Below are 14288 nucleotides of genomic sequence, written 5' to 3' on the forward strand. Positions count from 1 at the left end.
ACCGCCGCGTGGATGCTCTGTACGCGGCGGACAAGCGGGCCATAATGGGGCTTTTAGGCGACTCCCCGCTCACCCCGCGTCAGAGCTATGCGAAAATACGTCATCATGGGCGCCCCCGGTTGCGGCAAGGGGACCCAGGCCAAGCTCCTCTCCTCGCGGTACGACCTGGTCCACATCAGCGTCGGCGACATCTTCCGGCTCAACATCCAGACCCACACCAAGCTGGCCGCCCGCATCAAGCGGATCGTCAACGCCGGCCGCCTGGTGCCGGACGAGATTGTCGACGAGGTCGTCGACAAGCGGCTCAAAGAGCACGACTGGAACTACGGCTTCATCCTCGACGGCTTCCCCCGCAACCGGGCGCAGGCGGAGTTCTTCCTGGAGAACTACGACATCGACGCCGTGGTGCTGCTGGACGTGACCGACGAGGCCGTCATCGAGCGGGTGCAGGCGCGACGGCTCTGTTCCGACTGCGGGCTGGACTACAACCTGATTCACCACCGCCCCGCCGAGCCCGACGTGTGCGACGTTTGCGGCGGATCGCTGATCGCCCGTGCCGACGACGTCCAAGAGACCGTGCTCAAGCGGCTGGCCGACTACCGCGAGCAGACCGTGCCGGTAGTGGAGTTGTTCATGACCAAAGAGCTGGTCGTGCACATCGATGGCATGAAGTCGATTGAGCAGGTGAACGCCAGCATCTGCAACAAGCTGGGGCTGCCGCCGGCTGAGATGCTGCTGGCCTAGAGCGGCTCGTGGCGCCGCTCTACTCCTGCTCGGCCTGCGCTTCCTTCAGCTTGCGGCGGAAGTCGCGGATGTTGTGCTGCATTAGTAGCGGCAGCTTCGAGGCCAGCAAGTTGCGTCCACGGAACCACCCGTAGGGCTCGATGTACGCCGCGTGGCACTCGACCAGCACGGCGTCCTTTTCAAAGCCGAGCTGCGAAGCGTGCAGGTAACAGAAGAACCCACCAAACGGCGCCGGCGGGCCGAGTTGGGTGTCGTCTTCGGCGCCGCGGGGGATCGGCCGCCACACGGTCGGGTTCTGCGGGTCGTCCAGCAGGTCGAGCGGCGAGATTGCCGACTGCACCAGACCGCCGTCGACGTGCATGCCCGCGCTGCGCACCAGGCCGCTGACCACCACCTTCTCCAGCACCGGGAAGCGGTACTTCGACATGCCGGTCGAGAGCACGCCGGCCGGCGGCAGCTCGCTCGGCTTCTCGGCCGCTTCGTCGACCGGTTTGACATAGGTCTCGAAGCCGCTCTCGGCGACCGCCTGGCTGGTCTCCTCGTTGTTCATGAAGCCGCTGAGCAGGTTCTTCTGGTGGATGATGTTCAGGTTCCCCCGCACGACGAAGTAGAGGTCCAGGCGGCGGATTGTCCCCCGGTCGGCGGTCTTGCCGAGGTCTTGGATGTCGAGCTCGTACGACGCCACCACCGAGTCCTGCAGGTACTTGTCCATGCGCCGCTCGCCCACCAGGTCGGCGAACGCCTGACGCTGCTGGTCGGCCGGCATGCCGGGGGTCACAAGCGGGGGCAGCAGCTTGATCCGGGCGCCGCCGATCGCCTCGACGCCTTCGGTCGTGAGCTGCTTCACGACCGGGTGGTCTGTTGTGGTCGTGTGCTGAGCAGGAGCGGCGGTGGGCGCCAGCAGCAGAACAAGCAGGGCGGCGAGGCGGCGGTGGTTCATAGGGTTGGTCGTTCGCAATGGGGGAGCGGGCGGCATTGGTGTGGTGCGGTCCAGCGTTCCGTTTCGTCTCTCGTGCGGCAGGTCGGCGACGCGCAGCTAGCGCCGCTCGTCGCCGACGACGCGGCCGTCGCGGTAGGTCAGCAGGCGTTGGGCCCGGTCCGCGACCTCGCCGCCGTGCGTGATCACGACCAGCGTCACGCCGTGCTGCTGGTGGATCTTGTCGAACAGGTCCAGCACCTCCGACCCGTTCTTGCTGTCCAGGTTGCCGGTCGGCTCGTCGGCCAGCAGCACCTGCGGGTCGTTCGCCAGGCTCCGGGCGATCGCGACACGCTGCCGCTCCCCGACGCTCAGCTGCAGCGGGCTGTGCCGGGCGCGGTGCTCCATGTGGACGAGTTTAAGCAGCTCCCATGCGGCGGCCTGTCGATCGGCCGCCGACCGCGGGCCCTCGAACATCGGAACCTGGATGTTCTCGAGCGCCGTGAGCGTCGGCAGCAAGTGAAACGACTGGAAGACGTACCCCAGGTGCGTTGCGCGGAGCTGGTCGAGCGACGGGAACGAGCTGTACGGTGTGCCCTGGAACAGCACCTCGCCCGAGGTGGGAGTGTCGAGTCCGCCCAGCAGGTTGAGCAGCGTCGACTTGCCGCTGCCGCTGGGTCCCATGATCGAGAGGTACTCGCCCGGCTTGATCGACAGCGATACGTTGTCGACCGCGGTGACGTCGCCGTTCGGGTAGCGTTTGACCAGGCTGCGGGCCTCGAGGATCGGCGCGGGCGGCGCCGGCTTGGCGGCGGGCTGCGGCGTTGCGGCGGTCGAGGGGCTGGCCATCAGGCTCGGGTGTCGGCGGCTGGAAGAAAGTTTGGGCCTAGACCAATCGTACCGGCCGCGGCGGGCGACGCCTACGGCCCGCTGGTCTTCTCGTAGGCCGGCTCGGGCTGCCACAGGTAGAGGAACGTGGGCAGCAGGGCGCGGTCGACGCCGGGCAGGCTCAGCGGGATCAGGCTCTGGCCGGGGATGTTGGGCGTGATGTCGTAGGGGGTGAGCGCGCGGTCGTTGTCGCGGCGGTAGACGATCGTCTTGGCGTTGATCACGCCGGCGGCGCCTTCGGCCAACCGGATCGCGTCCTCCAGGTATCCCAGCTCATCCACCATGCCCAGGCGGACCGCTTCGACGCCCGTGAACACCCGCCCGTCCAGCACGTTGGCGTCCGTGTCGCGTGCGTCGTCGCTCGGCGAGGCGTCGGGCAGCGGGACCACCTCGGGCCGCGGCGCCGCGGACGCGACCGCCGGCCTGCTATCACGCACGGCGGTCTTGAAGCGGTCGTGGAACTCGCGGGCGATGCCCTCGAGGATCTCGGCTTCGGCGGGCTCCATGGTGCGGATCGGCGTGCCCATGTCGATCTTGTCGCCGCTGCGGATGACGTTCTCCACCACGTTCTGCTGCTGCATGAAGTCCTGCAGGTCATACAGGTTGAGGATCACGCCGACGCCGCCGGTGATGGTGGTGGGGTGGGCCACGATCGCGTCGGCCGCGGTGGCGATGTAGTACGCGCCGCCGGCGCCGACATCCATCAGGCAGGCCACCACCGGCTTGCCCGAACGCTGGCGGAAGTTGGTCAGCTCGTACCGCATGATGTCGCAGGCCGTGACGCCGCCGCCGGGCGAGTTGACCCGCAGCACCACCGCCGCGACGCACGGGTCGCGCTCGGCCTTCTGCAGCTTCTCACGCAGCAGCGCCACCGGGTTCTCGCCCATCGAGGAGAACCCCGTCAGGTTGCGGTTGACCAGCAGCCCGTCGATGTCGATCAGCGCCACGCGGGGGCCGCCGCACGGCTCGCCCGGCAGCGTGCGGGCGCAGACCTGCTGCACGTTGTTGTCCAGCTTCATGGAGGCCGCGGCGTCCAGGTCGCCCTGCATGCAGACCTTGATGGGCTGGCGCATCGAGCAGCCGCACATCGTCACGGCAGCGGCCAACAGCAGGACTCTACGGGCGTGGGCTTGGTGCATCGGTGGCCGCGGCGGGTGTCGGGGATTGCTAGCAAAGGGCGCACGACACGCGCCCTTGGTAGAATCGGTCCCCGTGGCACAACGCTCAAAGGCGTCCGCCGCGGCCGGCGCTGCTTACCAGGCTTGCCCGACCGGCCCCGCTAGAACGACTGCCCGCCGAACATGTTGCGGATGTCGTTGCTGAAGGCGAACACCATCAGCCCGATCAGCATCAGGAAGCCGACCGTGTGCAGCGCGACCACCACCCGCTCGTTGGCGGGCTTGCCGGTGAGTCCTTCCCACGCCAGGAACACCATGTGCCCGCCGTCGAGCACCGGGATCGGCAGGAAGTTCAGCACGGCCAGGTTGACGCTCAGCAGCACCAGGAACAGCAGCAGCTGCGACCAGCCCGCCTCGGCGGACTTGTACGCGACGCTGAGGATGCCCAGCGGCCCGCTGACGTTCTTCACCGGCACCTGGTCGGAGCCGATCTTGCCCAGCACCCGAAACACCGACGTCATGTCCGACCAGACCCGGTCGCTGGCCAGCGACAGCGCCTGCCCAAAGCTCTCGGCGGGTCGGGTGAGCACCAGCGTCTTGAGGTTGAGCCCCGGGTTGGGGTAGAAGACGCCGTCCTGCTCGGAGAGGGTCTGCTTCAGCTCGACTGGCTTGTCGTTCCGCTTGACGGTCAGCACGATCTCCGAGTCGAGCGGCGCGGCCTGCATCAGCGTGAAGAAGAACGGCCAGTTGGGGCTGTCTTCACTGAAGTTGATGGTGGTGCTCTCGAGGTCGGACTCGCCGCCCTTAGGCGGGGCGACCACGATCGAGGTAATGATGTCGCCGACGCGGAGCGGCTCGGCGCCGGTCGCGCCCTCGACGGTGGCGGCCACCTCGGTCGACACCTGGTACGTCAGGCCCACGGTCGACAGCGCGAACGGCGCGCCCGGCCCGTTGGGCGACTCGAACCACCGCCCCTCGCTTTGGGTGATCGTGGCGTTGATGGTCTGGTCGCCGCGCTGCAGCACCAACTCCAGCTCGCCCTCCTCCTGCGGCAGCCGGTTCGGCAGCGTCGAGGGGTCCCAGCTCGCCTCGCCCGGCTCGGCGGGGCCCACCGGGCGCCCGTTGATCGACGTGATCCGGTCGCCCGGCTCGATGCCCGCGTCGTCGGCCGGCGAGCCCGGCTGCACGGCGGTCACGTCGCCCATGGTGACCTGCACGCCCAGGCGGCGGATCTTGGCCGGCTGCACGGTCACCACCTCGGTGACCGGCGCGTCGCTGCCGGCCGACTCCGAGGGACGCTCGACCATCACGTCCAGCGGCTTGCCCAGGTTGGCGAAGAGCTGGACCTTGAGGTCGCGGTAGGTCTCGACCGGAGCGCCGTTGATCTCGACAATCTTGTCGCCGCCCTGGAAGCCCTCGGCGGCGGCGGCGGTCGAGCCCTTGGCGACCGGGTCGTCGGCGAACAGCGTGTTGGTGGCCGACGGGCTGATGCCGATCTGCATTCCCACGCCCTTCACCACGGCGGGCTTGAGCTGCAGCTCGACTTCGTCGCCGGTGGCGGCCTTCTTCACCACGCACGTGACGCCCTGGTCGCGGTCGCCGAGCATCACGTCCTGCCGCAGGTGGCCGAAGCTGGGCTCCTGGCGGTCGTTGAGCTTGAGGAACTCGTCGCCGGGCTCCAGGTTGGCCATGTAGGCCGGCGACGCGGGCGACACGCCGCCCACCACGCACGGGATGTAGTCCGCGCCGATGCTGAACGCGATCACCGCGAAGATGAAGCCGAAGATGATGTTCATGATCACGCCCGCGGAGATGATCGCCATCCGCTGCGGCACGCTCTTGGCCATGTAGCTGCGACGGTCGACGCGGTACTTCTCGCCACCGGGGCCGGTGATCTCCTTGGTCTGCGACTCGTCGATGTCCTGCGCAGCGGCCTCGGACTCCTTGAGCTGCTCGGCGATCTTGGACGGGTCGTCGTTCTGGCCGAGCATCCGCACGTAGCCGCCCAGCGGCAGGATGCCGATGCCGTATTCGGTTTCGCCCCACTTGCGGCTCAGCTTGTAGCCGCCGATGTCGAAGCCGACAAAGAACTTGTCGCACTGCACGCCGCACATCTTGGCCACGGCGAAGTGGCCCAGCTCGTGCACGAAGATCACGAAGCCCAGCGCGGCGCCCACCTTGAGGATGCCGAGCACGAGGTCTACGAACGAGGTATCCGCCAGCATCAGGCAAGCATCCATGTGCTTATCTCCTTCCGGGCCCAGGCGTCCAGCTCGATCAGCCGAGAGAGCGACGGCCTGGGCTCAAAGTTGTGCGATTCAAGGACGCTCCGGCAGGCCGGAACGATCTCGGTGAAGTGGAGCTCCCCGTCCAGGAACGCCTGGACCGCCGCCTCGTTGGCGGCGTTCAGCACGGCCCCGCTAGTCCCGCCGGCGCGGGCGCACTCGTGGCCCAACGCGATGGCGGGGAAGCGTTTCGGGTCGGGCGGCTCAAACTCGAGCGTCATGGCCTGCGTCCAGTCCACGCGGTCGGCGGGGCCGGGCAGGCGGTCGGGGTATTCTAGCGCGTACTGGATCGGCAGCTTCATGTCGGGCGGGCTGAGCTGCGCCAGCACCGACCCGTCCACGAACTCGACGAACGAGTGCACCATCGACTGCGGGTGGATCACCACCTCGATCTGTTCCGCCGAGAGGTCGAACAGCCACCGCGCCTCGATGATCTCCAGCGCCTTGTTCATCATGGTCGCGGAGTCGACCGTGATCTTGGGGCCCATGTCCCAGGTGGGGTGGGTCAGCGCTTCAGTGACCGTGATCTGCCGGAACTGCGCGACCGGCCAGGTGCGGAACGGCCCGCCGCTGGCGGTCAGCACAATGCGGCGGACCTCTTTCGGCTTGGCGCCCTGCATCGCCTGGAACACGGCGCTGTGCTCGCTGTCGACCGGGATCAGGCGGCCGCGGTGCTCGGCAATCGCGTCTTCGATGATCGGCCCGGCCATGACCAGGGTTTCTTTGTTGGCCAGGGCGACCGCCTTGCCGGCTTCCAGGGCGGCGAGCGTGCTCCGCAGCCCGGCCGCGCCGACAATCGCCGCCAGCACGACGTCCACGGCCGGGTCGCTGACGACGGCCTCCAGCCCTTCCTGGCCGGTCAGGCGCCGGATGCCGCCGGGCAGCCCGTTCCAGTGGTAGTCGTCGGCCAGTTGGGCATCGGTCGCTACAACGGTCCGCGAGCCGTGCTCCTGGGCGGCCTGGCTCAACTCGTCCAGCCGCGTGTGCCCCGACAACGCGAACGCCCGCAGGCGCCCGGAACTGCCGGCGATCACCTCCAACGCGCTCTGGCCGATGCTGCCGGTTGCCCCGAGGACCGCGACGTTCTTTGCGGAGGCGGCCATAGGGCGGGGGAACAACTGGGGTGGAAGCGGCTAGGACAAACGGGTCGCAAACCGACCACCCCGTGTCCGGGGCGTCGGCGCCGCGAATTGGCGCGACTGGTAGGGATCAAAACGGTCGTAAGAGGCGGCGGGCCAGGCGCCGGCTGCACTGCGGCATTTGCCCGCTAAGCTCAATGTAACATTTACGTTACGATAAGAGTGGGTGGCCGCCCCGCGGCCCCGCAATTCTAGAACCCAGCCGGTTTGCCAGCAAGGCGAGCCGGGCAGGGGGCCGGACATTCGAACCGTCCCGCCCCGGCCTGCGTTTAGAGAGTTGAGAACAGGGAAACCCGTCCCCCGACAGACCAGCGCCGATGGAATCCAGCAAAAAGCCCTCCCCCGAGAAGAACAAGAAGCCCGCCTCGAACGGCGGCAGCTACATGTGGTACCTGCTCGGTTTGGGCGTGCTGCTGCTGCTGATGGTGACCATCTTCTCCAACAGCGGGGAGAAGAAGGTCGCCTGGTCCGACCTCGTGGAACTGGTGAAGCAGAGCAAGGTGGGCGATCAGACCTCGCCCCACTGGATCGAGATCACCGACACCACCACCACGCCGCCCCGGCAGATCAAGCTTTCCAAGCTCTCGGACATCGTGGTCTACCCGACCAAGGTGAAGGGCAAGGTCACCCGGACGGTGCTCAACCGCACCGAGGGCGATGGGGAATCGACCGGCCAGGTGATCGAATTCACCAGCAACCGCGACCCCAACGACCGCCAATTCCCCAAGCTGCTCGAGCAGTCGGGGCTGGACTTCACCAACGGCGAGCTGCCGGACCCGCTGCTCAGCAACCTGATGTGGTTTGCGGTGTTCGTCGGCATGATCGGTCTGTTCCTGCTGCTGATCCGGCGGATCGGCGGCGCGGGCTCGCCGATGGCGTTTGGCCGCAGCCGCGGGAAGCTCTACGCCCAGGAAGACATCGAGGTCACCTTCGACGACGTCGCCGGTATTGAAGAGGCCGTCGACGAGCTCCGCGAGGTGGTCGACTTCCTCCGCAACCCCGAACGCTACCAGAGCCTCGGCGGACGCATCCCCAAGGGCGTGCTGCTGGTGGGCCCCCCGGGCACGGGCAAGACGCTGCTCGGCAAGGCGGTGGCCGGCGAGGCCGGCGTGCCGTTCTTCAGCCTCAGCGGCTCTGACTTCGTCGAGATGTTCGTCGGCGTGGGTGCCGCCCGCGTGCGGGACATGTTCCAGCAAGCGGAGCAGCGGGCGCCGTGCATCGTGTTCATCGACGAGCTGGACGCGCTCGGCAAGACCCGCGGCAGCGGCAACCTGGGCGGGCACGACGAGCGCGAACAGACCCTCAACGCTCTGCTGGTCGAGATGGACGGCTTCGGCACCAACAGCGGCATCATCATCATGGGCGCCACCAACCGCCCCGAAACCCTCGACCCCGCGCTGATGCGGCCGGGCCGGTTCGACCGCCACGTGCTGGTCGACCGCCCCGACATCGCCGGCCGCGAAGAGATCATCGAGGTCCACCTGCAGAACATCAAGGTCGACGCAGACGTGGACGTCAAATCGCTGGCGGCCATCACCAGCGGGTTCGTCGGCGCCGACCTGGCGAACATGGTCAACGAGGCGGCCCTGCTGGCCGCCCGCAACGGCAAAGAAGTCGTGACCATGGAAGAGTTCAACGAGGCGGTCGAGCGCAGCTCGGCCGGCCTTGAGAAGAAGAGCCGCATCATCCGCGACGACGAGAAGCAGCGCGTCGCGTTCCACGAGGCGGGCCACGCGCTGGTCGCGTACTCTCTGCCGAACACGGACCCGGTCCACAAGGTGTCGATCATCCCACGCGGCCTGGCCGCGCTGGGCTACATGATGCAGCGGCCGAGCGAGGACCGCTTCCTCATGACCCAGAGCGAGCTGGAGAGCCGCATCCAGGTCTGCCTGGCCGGCACGGTCGCCGAAGAGATGGTGTTCGACGACGTCTCGTCCGGCGCGCAGAACGACCTGGAACGCGCCACCGAGATGGCCCGCAGCATGGTCATGGACTACGGTATGAGCCGCCTGGGGCGGGTCAACTACCGCGACTCCAACCGCAGCGCGTTCCTGGCCGGGTCCGAGGGCCCGCGCGTGCAGCACCACAGCGAGCAGACCGCGCGTGAGATCGACCAGGAGGTCAAGCGGATCATCGACGAGGGGCTGGAACGCACCCGCCACATCCTGGAGTCCCGCCGCCCGGCGCTGGACAACATCACCCGTTCGCTGCTGGAGCATGAGGTCATCGATTCCAGCCAGCTGAAGGACCTCATCGAGCAGGTCTCGCCCAGCCCGCGGATCGTGCCCGGCACCGACGCCGAACGCAAGGGCCAGCCGTCCGCCGCCGGCGGGTCGGAGCAGGCCGACGGCGACGCCGCCAGCGGTTAGCCCCCGAGCCACCGGCCCAGACGGCCGGCGCGGTCGTGGTTTCCGCGTTGATCGCGCGGGGTCCGTGTGGGCCGGCGCTGCCCTGCCCCTCCGCGAGGTACGCTTTCTGGGGGCGCCGAACCCCGCGAAATGCCCCAGATTCCGGCCACCGATGCTGGAGCCGCTGGCGCGAATAGGTCACACTTAAGGTTCTTTCCCAGATCTCCCAATCCCCCGACACGGGCCCCACGGGGCCGCCGCGTCCCGGAACCCAACACAACTATGCGTAATGCCCTCGCCCCGGCCGTAGGCGTGCTGCTGATCGGCGTCCTCTGCGCGCCCGCCCAATCCGAGCAGCGCGTCGAGGTGCTCACCGACGGCTGGAAGTTTGCCGCCGGCCCGCAGACCGACGGCGCCTCGCCCGACACGAGCGACGCCAACTGGCGGCCGGTGCGGATTCCGCACGACTGGGCCATCTCCGGCGCGCCCGACGCCGAGCTGGACGGCGCCACCGGCAAGCTCCAGTGGCGTGGCGAGGGGTGGTACCGCAAGCGGGTGAACATCGCGGCCGACGACTCGACCCGCCGCGTGTACCTGCTGTTCGACGGCGTGATGTCCGAGCCGACGGTGTACGTGAACGGCAAGAAGGCCGGCGGCTGGGACTACGGCTACAATTCGTTCTGGGTCGACGCCACGCAGCACATCAAGTTCGGCGAAGAAAACCTGATCGCCGTCCACGCGGACACCACCAAACACCGCAGCCGCTGGTACCCGGGCGCCGGCCTGTACCGCAAGGTGTCGCTGCACGTGCGGGAAGCGATCCACGCCGAGCACTGGGGCACCCACGTCACGTGCAAGGTCTCGGATTCGGGTGAGGCGACCGTTTCTGTTCGAAGCGAGATCCGCAACCACCTGACCACGCCCCAAGACATCAAGGCCGAGCTGGTGCTGATGGGCCCCGACGGCGCCGGCGCCATCGCCGGGCCGGTCGAGAAATCGAAGACCATCCCCGCGCAGGGCGCGGTGGTGGTTGAGCACCAGTTCAAGCCGGAGGACTTCGAGGCCTGGGGACCACGCAACCCGAAGCTGTACTCGATCCGCCTGCGCGTGATGCAGGGCGACAACGAGCTGGACCAGACCAGCACGTCGTTCGGCATCCGCAAAATCGAGTTCACTCCCAAGTACGGCTTCTACCTGAACGGCAAGCGTCTGGAGCTGAAGGGCGTCAACCTGCACCACGACCACGGCCCGCTGGGCGCGGCGTTCTACCCCCGCGCGATGCAGCGGCAGCTCGAGATCATGAAGGACATGGGCGTCAACGCGATCCGCACCAGCCACAACGCGCCCGCGCCCGAGCTGCTGGACATGTGCGACCGGATGGGCCTGCTGGTCATCGACGAGCTGTTCGACAAGTGGGACGACACCGCCGACCTGCACGACCAGGAAGAGTTCGAACCGTTCATGCGCCGCAACGTGGCGAACTTTGTCCGCCGCGACCGCAACCACCCGTGCATCATCACCTGGAGCATCGGCAACGAGATCAGCGCCATCCTGGGCGCGAAGGACGAGGGCGCCAAGGCGAAGGTGGACTACGTGGTTTCGCAGTTCAAGCGGCACGACGACTCGCGCCCGCTGACCATGGCGTGCCACATGCCCCAGGTTCTGGACACGCAGACGCTCGACTCGCTCGACATCCAGAGCTGGAACTACGGCCACAAGTACAAGCCGTCGTTCGAGCGGTACCCGGACAAGCCACACATCTACACCGAGTCGGCCTCGACCCTCAGCACCCGCGGCTACTACCACCTGCCGCTGCCGGAGAACAAGACCGACTACGTCGACGCCGACCGCCAGGTCGACTCGTACGACCACAACGCCGCCCGCTGGTCCGACGTGCCCGACGTCGAGTTCGCCCGCATGGACGCCGACCGGCACGTCGCCGGCGAGTTCGTCTGGACCGGGTTCGACTACCTGGGCGAGCCCACGCCGTTTGACGACAAGTGGGCCAAGGAGCGTGGCGAGGGCGCCGAGTCCGCCCGCAGCAGCTACTTCGGCATCGTCGACCTGTGCGGCATCCCCAAGGACCGCTACTACCTGTACCGCAGCTACTGGGCGCCCGGCAAGACGACCATCCACATCCTGCCGCACTGGAACTGGTCGGGCCGCGACGGCGAGCCCACCCCGGTGTACGTCTACACCAACGGCGATGAGGCCGAGCTGATGCTTAACGGCAAGTCACTGGGCCGCCGCAAGAAGACCGAGGGCAAGCCCGACCCCGCGGCCTCCGCCGCCGAGCTGATGCCCTACTACCGCCTGCAGTGGAACGACGTCGCCTACGAACCGGGCGAGCTGACCGCCGTGGCCTACCGCGACGGCAAGGAGATCGGCAGCGCCACGGTCCGCACCGCCGGCGAGCCCGAGAAGCTCCGCTTGACCCCGGACCGGAACCGCCTGGCCGCCGACGGCCTGGACCTGTGCTACGTGCTGGTCGAGCTGATCGACCCGTCCGGCGTCCTCTGCCCTCACGCGGACTCCGAGGTGAAGTTCACCGTCAGCGGGCCGGCCGAGATCGTCGGCCTGGGCAACGGCGACCCGACCTCGATGGAGCCCTTCGTCGGCGACAGCCGCCGGCTGTTCCACGGCAAGGCGATGGTGATCCTGCGGACGCAGCCCGGCGCAGCCGGCGACGTGAAGCTGACCGCCACCAGCGAGGGCGTTGCGCCGGTCAGCGTGACGGTGAAGGCCGGCGAGTAAGGTCCGGGGCGCCGCTCAGGCGTCGTCGTTCGGCGCGGCGGCCGGTTCTTTGCGCACCACGGTCTCGACGACCACCGCCCCCCGGGCGGGGCGCACCAGGCCGTGCCGCGCCACGGAGACCGCGTGGGTGAACTCGGCGCCCAGCAGGAAGATCATCCCGCTGTAATAGACCCAGGCAAGGATCAGCACCACGGAGCCGGCGGCGCCGTACGTAACGCCCACCTTCGCGTTGGCGAAGTAGAGCGCCAGGATCGACTTGCCCACCACGAACAGCACCGTGGTGACCGCCGTGCCGATCCACACGTCCGACCACCGCACCCGCGCGTCCGGCAGCCACTTGAACATGGCCGCGAACATCAGCCCGGCGACCAGCAGGTCGGTGCCCAGGTTCACCGCGATCGGCGTGAGCGCGGTCATGCCGTCCGGCAGGAACGCGGTCATCCATTTGCTGAGCGCGGCCATCACGGTGCTCGCCACCAGCGAGATCAACAGCACGAACCCGACCCCCATCACCATCGCGAACGACAGCAGCCGCTTGAGCACGAAGCTGCGGGCGCCGCTGCGGCTGGGCGAGGGGCGGACGTTCCACACCTCGTTCATCGACGCCTGCAGCTGCACCATCACGCCGGACGCGCCGAACAGGAAGATCGCCAAGTGCCCCACCACGCCGAGCGCCGTGCGGGGCACCTGCTGCGCCCTGTCGATCATCTCGTCGATCTGCCGGGCGGGCTCCACGCCGAGCGACTCGCGGGCCTCGCGGCGGATCGCCTCACGCGCCTCCTGGTTGTCGACCAGGCTGCCCATGCTGGCCACGGCGCCGACGATCATCACGACGATTATCAACAGCGGCGGCAGCGAGAAGACCGCGTAGTACGCCAGCGCGGCCGCCATGCGCGGGCAGCCGTCCTGCGAGAAATCGGTGAGCGTCTGTTTGAGCAGCGACAGCATAGGCGGGCTTTACGCGGCGGGTGCGGGGCGACCCCATCGTAGTGGCGGGGCCGGCTCTTGGTAAGCTCGAACCCCGCTTGTACAACCCGCCAGCAATGCGGGCAGCGACCGCGCCACGCGCAGAGCGTTTGCCCAGGGGCCACCGCCGCGGTGGATCACTGCGCTGCGTTTCCCGCGTGGCGCTACTCGCCGAGGATCTCATCGCCGGCGACCGTGCTCATCGCCGCCAGCCAGAGCCACTGATCGTCCACACGGATGTCCTCAACCTGGTTGGGGTTCACGCCCGACGCGGACGGCCCGGTGGTGGCGAGGGCCTCGGTGTGGCCGTCCAGGAAGACGAACAGCGTGACGCCCGGGTGCGGGCCGCCAAACAATTGCGTGCTGCCCTCGTCAGGCGAGGTCGCCAGGCCGTCCTCGGTGCCGCGCAGGATCGCCTCGAGGTGGTCGGCGGCAAGGAAGCAGGTGTCGCCCTGTCGGAAGTGGACGCGGTCGGCGTCCCAGTCGGGCTGTGGGCTGGGCAGGTGCTTCTCACCGATGGCGAGCGTCTTGGACAGCCCGTCGACCACGTGACGCGACCGCACCTTCGACCCGCTGTAGATTGGTCCGGAGAGCGTGCGGTCGACCTTGCCGTCCTTGAAGTCGTTGCCCTCCATGCCCATGTCCTCCTCCAGCCCGGCGTTGGCCGCGTAGTCGCCCAGCACCGCGGAGCCGCGGACCAGGGGCGCCTGGTCGTCGTTGTCGAAGTCGCGGTCCGCGGCGGCCGATCGACGGCTGGGGCACGCGTAAGCGGGGATAGGCGTCCGCATGGCGGCCGCGTTCGCATCAGAGTCGACGCGTTCGGAGTCGATGTACGCGTCGTACACCGGCTGCTCCTCCAGGTACGGCAAGATCTCAAACGCCCACGACACGCCAAACTGGTCCGACCGGTTGCGGCCAGTGGGGAAGTGCCCGCGCGTGTCGTGGTGGTTCTGCACGGCCAGCCCGACCTCCTTGAGCTGACTGAGGCATTGCGTGCGCCGGGCCGCTTCGCGCGCCGCCTGCACCGCTGGCAGGAGCAACGCGATGAGCACGCCGATGATGGCGATCACCACCAGCAGTTCGACGAGAGTGAAACCTGTGCGTGCCAACGATGGGGTGCGGGGGGGCGT

The 14288-nt window shown here is 68.2% G+C and carries 10 protein-coding genes; 3 read left to right on the top strand and 7 right to left on the bottom strand.

The genetic code is table 11. The features are described 5' to 3' along the window. Window positions 1-87 precede the first annotated feature (87 nt). On the top strand, window positions 88-744 hold the full coding sequence (locus KOR34_RS10935; protein WP_146564619.1) for an adenylate kinase: 657 nt from the start codon (window positions 88-90) through the stop codon (window positions 742-744). A 19-nt stretch (window positions 745-763) separates the two neighbouring features. Here the strand turns inward: KOR34_RS10935 and KOR34_RS10940 are convergent, their stop codons facing one another. From KOR34_RS10940 to dxr, 5 genes are all read right to left on the bottom strand, one after another. Continuing rightward, window positions 764-1684 (bottom strand): hypothetical protein, encoded by a 921-nt coding sequence (locus KOR34_RS10940; RefSeq protein ID WP_146564620.1) that lies wholly within the window; start codon window positions 1682-1684, stop codon window positions 764-766. 96 nt (window positions 1685-1780) lie between these two features. After that, window positions 1781-2509, bottom strand: coding sequence for an ABC transporter ATP-binding protein (locus KOR34_RS10945; RefSeq protein WP_146564621.1), 729 nt, complete (start codon window positions 2507-2509; stop codon window positions 1781-1783). Between the two features lie 71 nt (window positions 2510-2580). Next, entirely contained in the window at window positions 2581-3687 is a 1107-nt protein-coding gene (locus KOR34_RS10950) for a S49 family peptidase (protein ID WP_146564622.1), read from the bottom strand. 140 nt (window positions 3688-3827) lie between these two features. Next, on the bottom strand, window positions 3828-5906 hold the full coding sequence (locus KOR34_RS10955; protein ID WP_146564623.1) for a site-2 protease family protein: 2079 nt from the start codon (window positions 5904-5906) through the stop codon (window positions 3828-3830). Further along, the gene (gene dxr / locus KOR34_RS10960; protein ID WP_146564624.1) at window positions 5891-7054 is read right to left on the bottom strand and encodes a 1-deoxy-D-xylulose-5-phosphate reductoisomerase; all 1164 of its coding nucleotides are present in this window, start codon (window positions 7052-7054) and stop codon (window positions 5891-5893) included. The genes KOR34_RS10955 and dxr overlap by 16 nt, the downstream gene beginning before the upstream one ends. A gap of 353 nt (window positions 7055-7407) precedes the next feature. Here dxr and ftsH point away from each other — a divergent pair, with 353 nt between their 5' ends. Together ftsH and KOR34_RS10970 are read left to right on the top strand one after the other, a co-directional pair. Then, window positions 7408-9459 carry an ATP-dependent zinc metalloprotease FtsH gene (ftsH, locus tag KOR34_RS10965; protein ID WP_146564625.1) on the top strand — a complete coding sequence of 684 codons (2052 nt, stop codon included), beginning with the start codon at window positions 7408-7410 and terminating at the stop codon, window positions 9457-9459. A 261-nt stretch (window positions 9460-9720) separates the two neighbouring features. Continuing rightward, entirely contained in the window at window positions 9721-12192 is a 2472-nt protein-coding gene (locus KOR34_RS10970) for a glycoside hydrolase family 2 TIM barrel-domain containing protein (RefSeq protein ID WP_197531322.1), read from the top strand. Window positions 12193-12207: 15 nt separating this feature from the next. Here KOR34_RS10970 and KOR34_RS10975 read toward each other — a convergent pair whose 3' ends face one another. Together KOR34_RS10975 and KOR34_RS10980 are read right to left on the bottom strand one after the other, a co-directional pair. After that, entirely contained in the window at window positions 12208-13140 is a 933-nt protein-coding gene (locus tag KOR34_RS10975; RefSeq protein ID WP_146564627.1) for a YihY/virulence factor BrkB family protein, read from the bottom strand. Between the two features lie 182 nt (window positions 13141-13322). After that, the gene (locus tag KOR34_RS10980; protein WP_197531323.1) at window positions 13323-14267 is read right to left on the bottom strand and encodes a DUF1559 family PulG-like putative transporter; all 945 of its coding nucleotides are present in this window, start codon (window positions 14265-14267) and stop codon (window positions 13323-13325) included. Between the last annotated feature and the right edge of the window lie 21 nt (window positions 14268-14288).

This window comes from Posidoniimonas corsicana (genome assembly GCF_007859765.1).
Classification (GTDB): Bacteria; Planctomycetota; Planctomycetia; order Pirellulales; family Lacipirellulaceae; genus Posidoniimonas; species Posidoniimonas corsicana.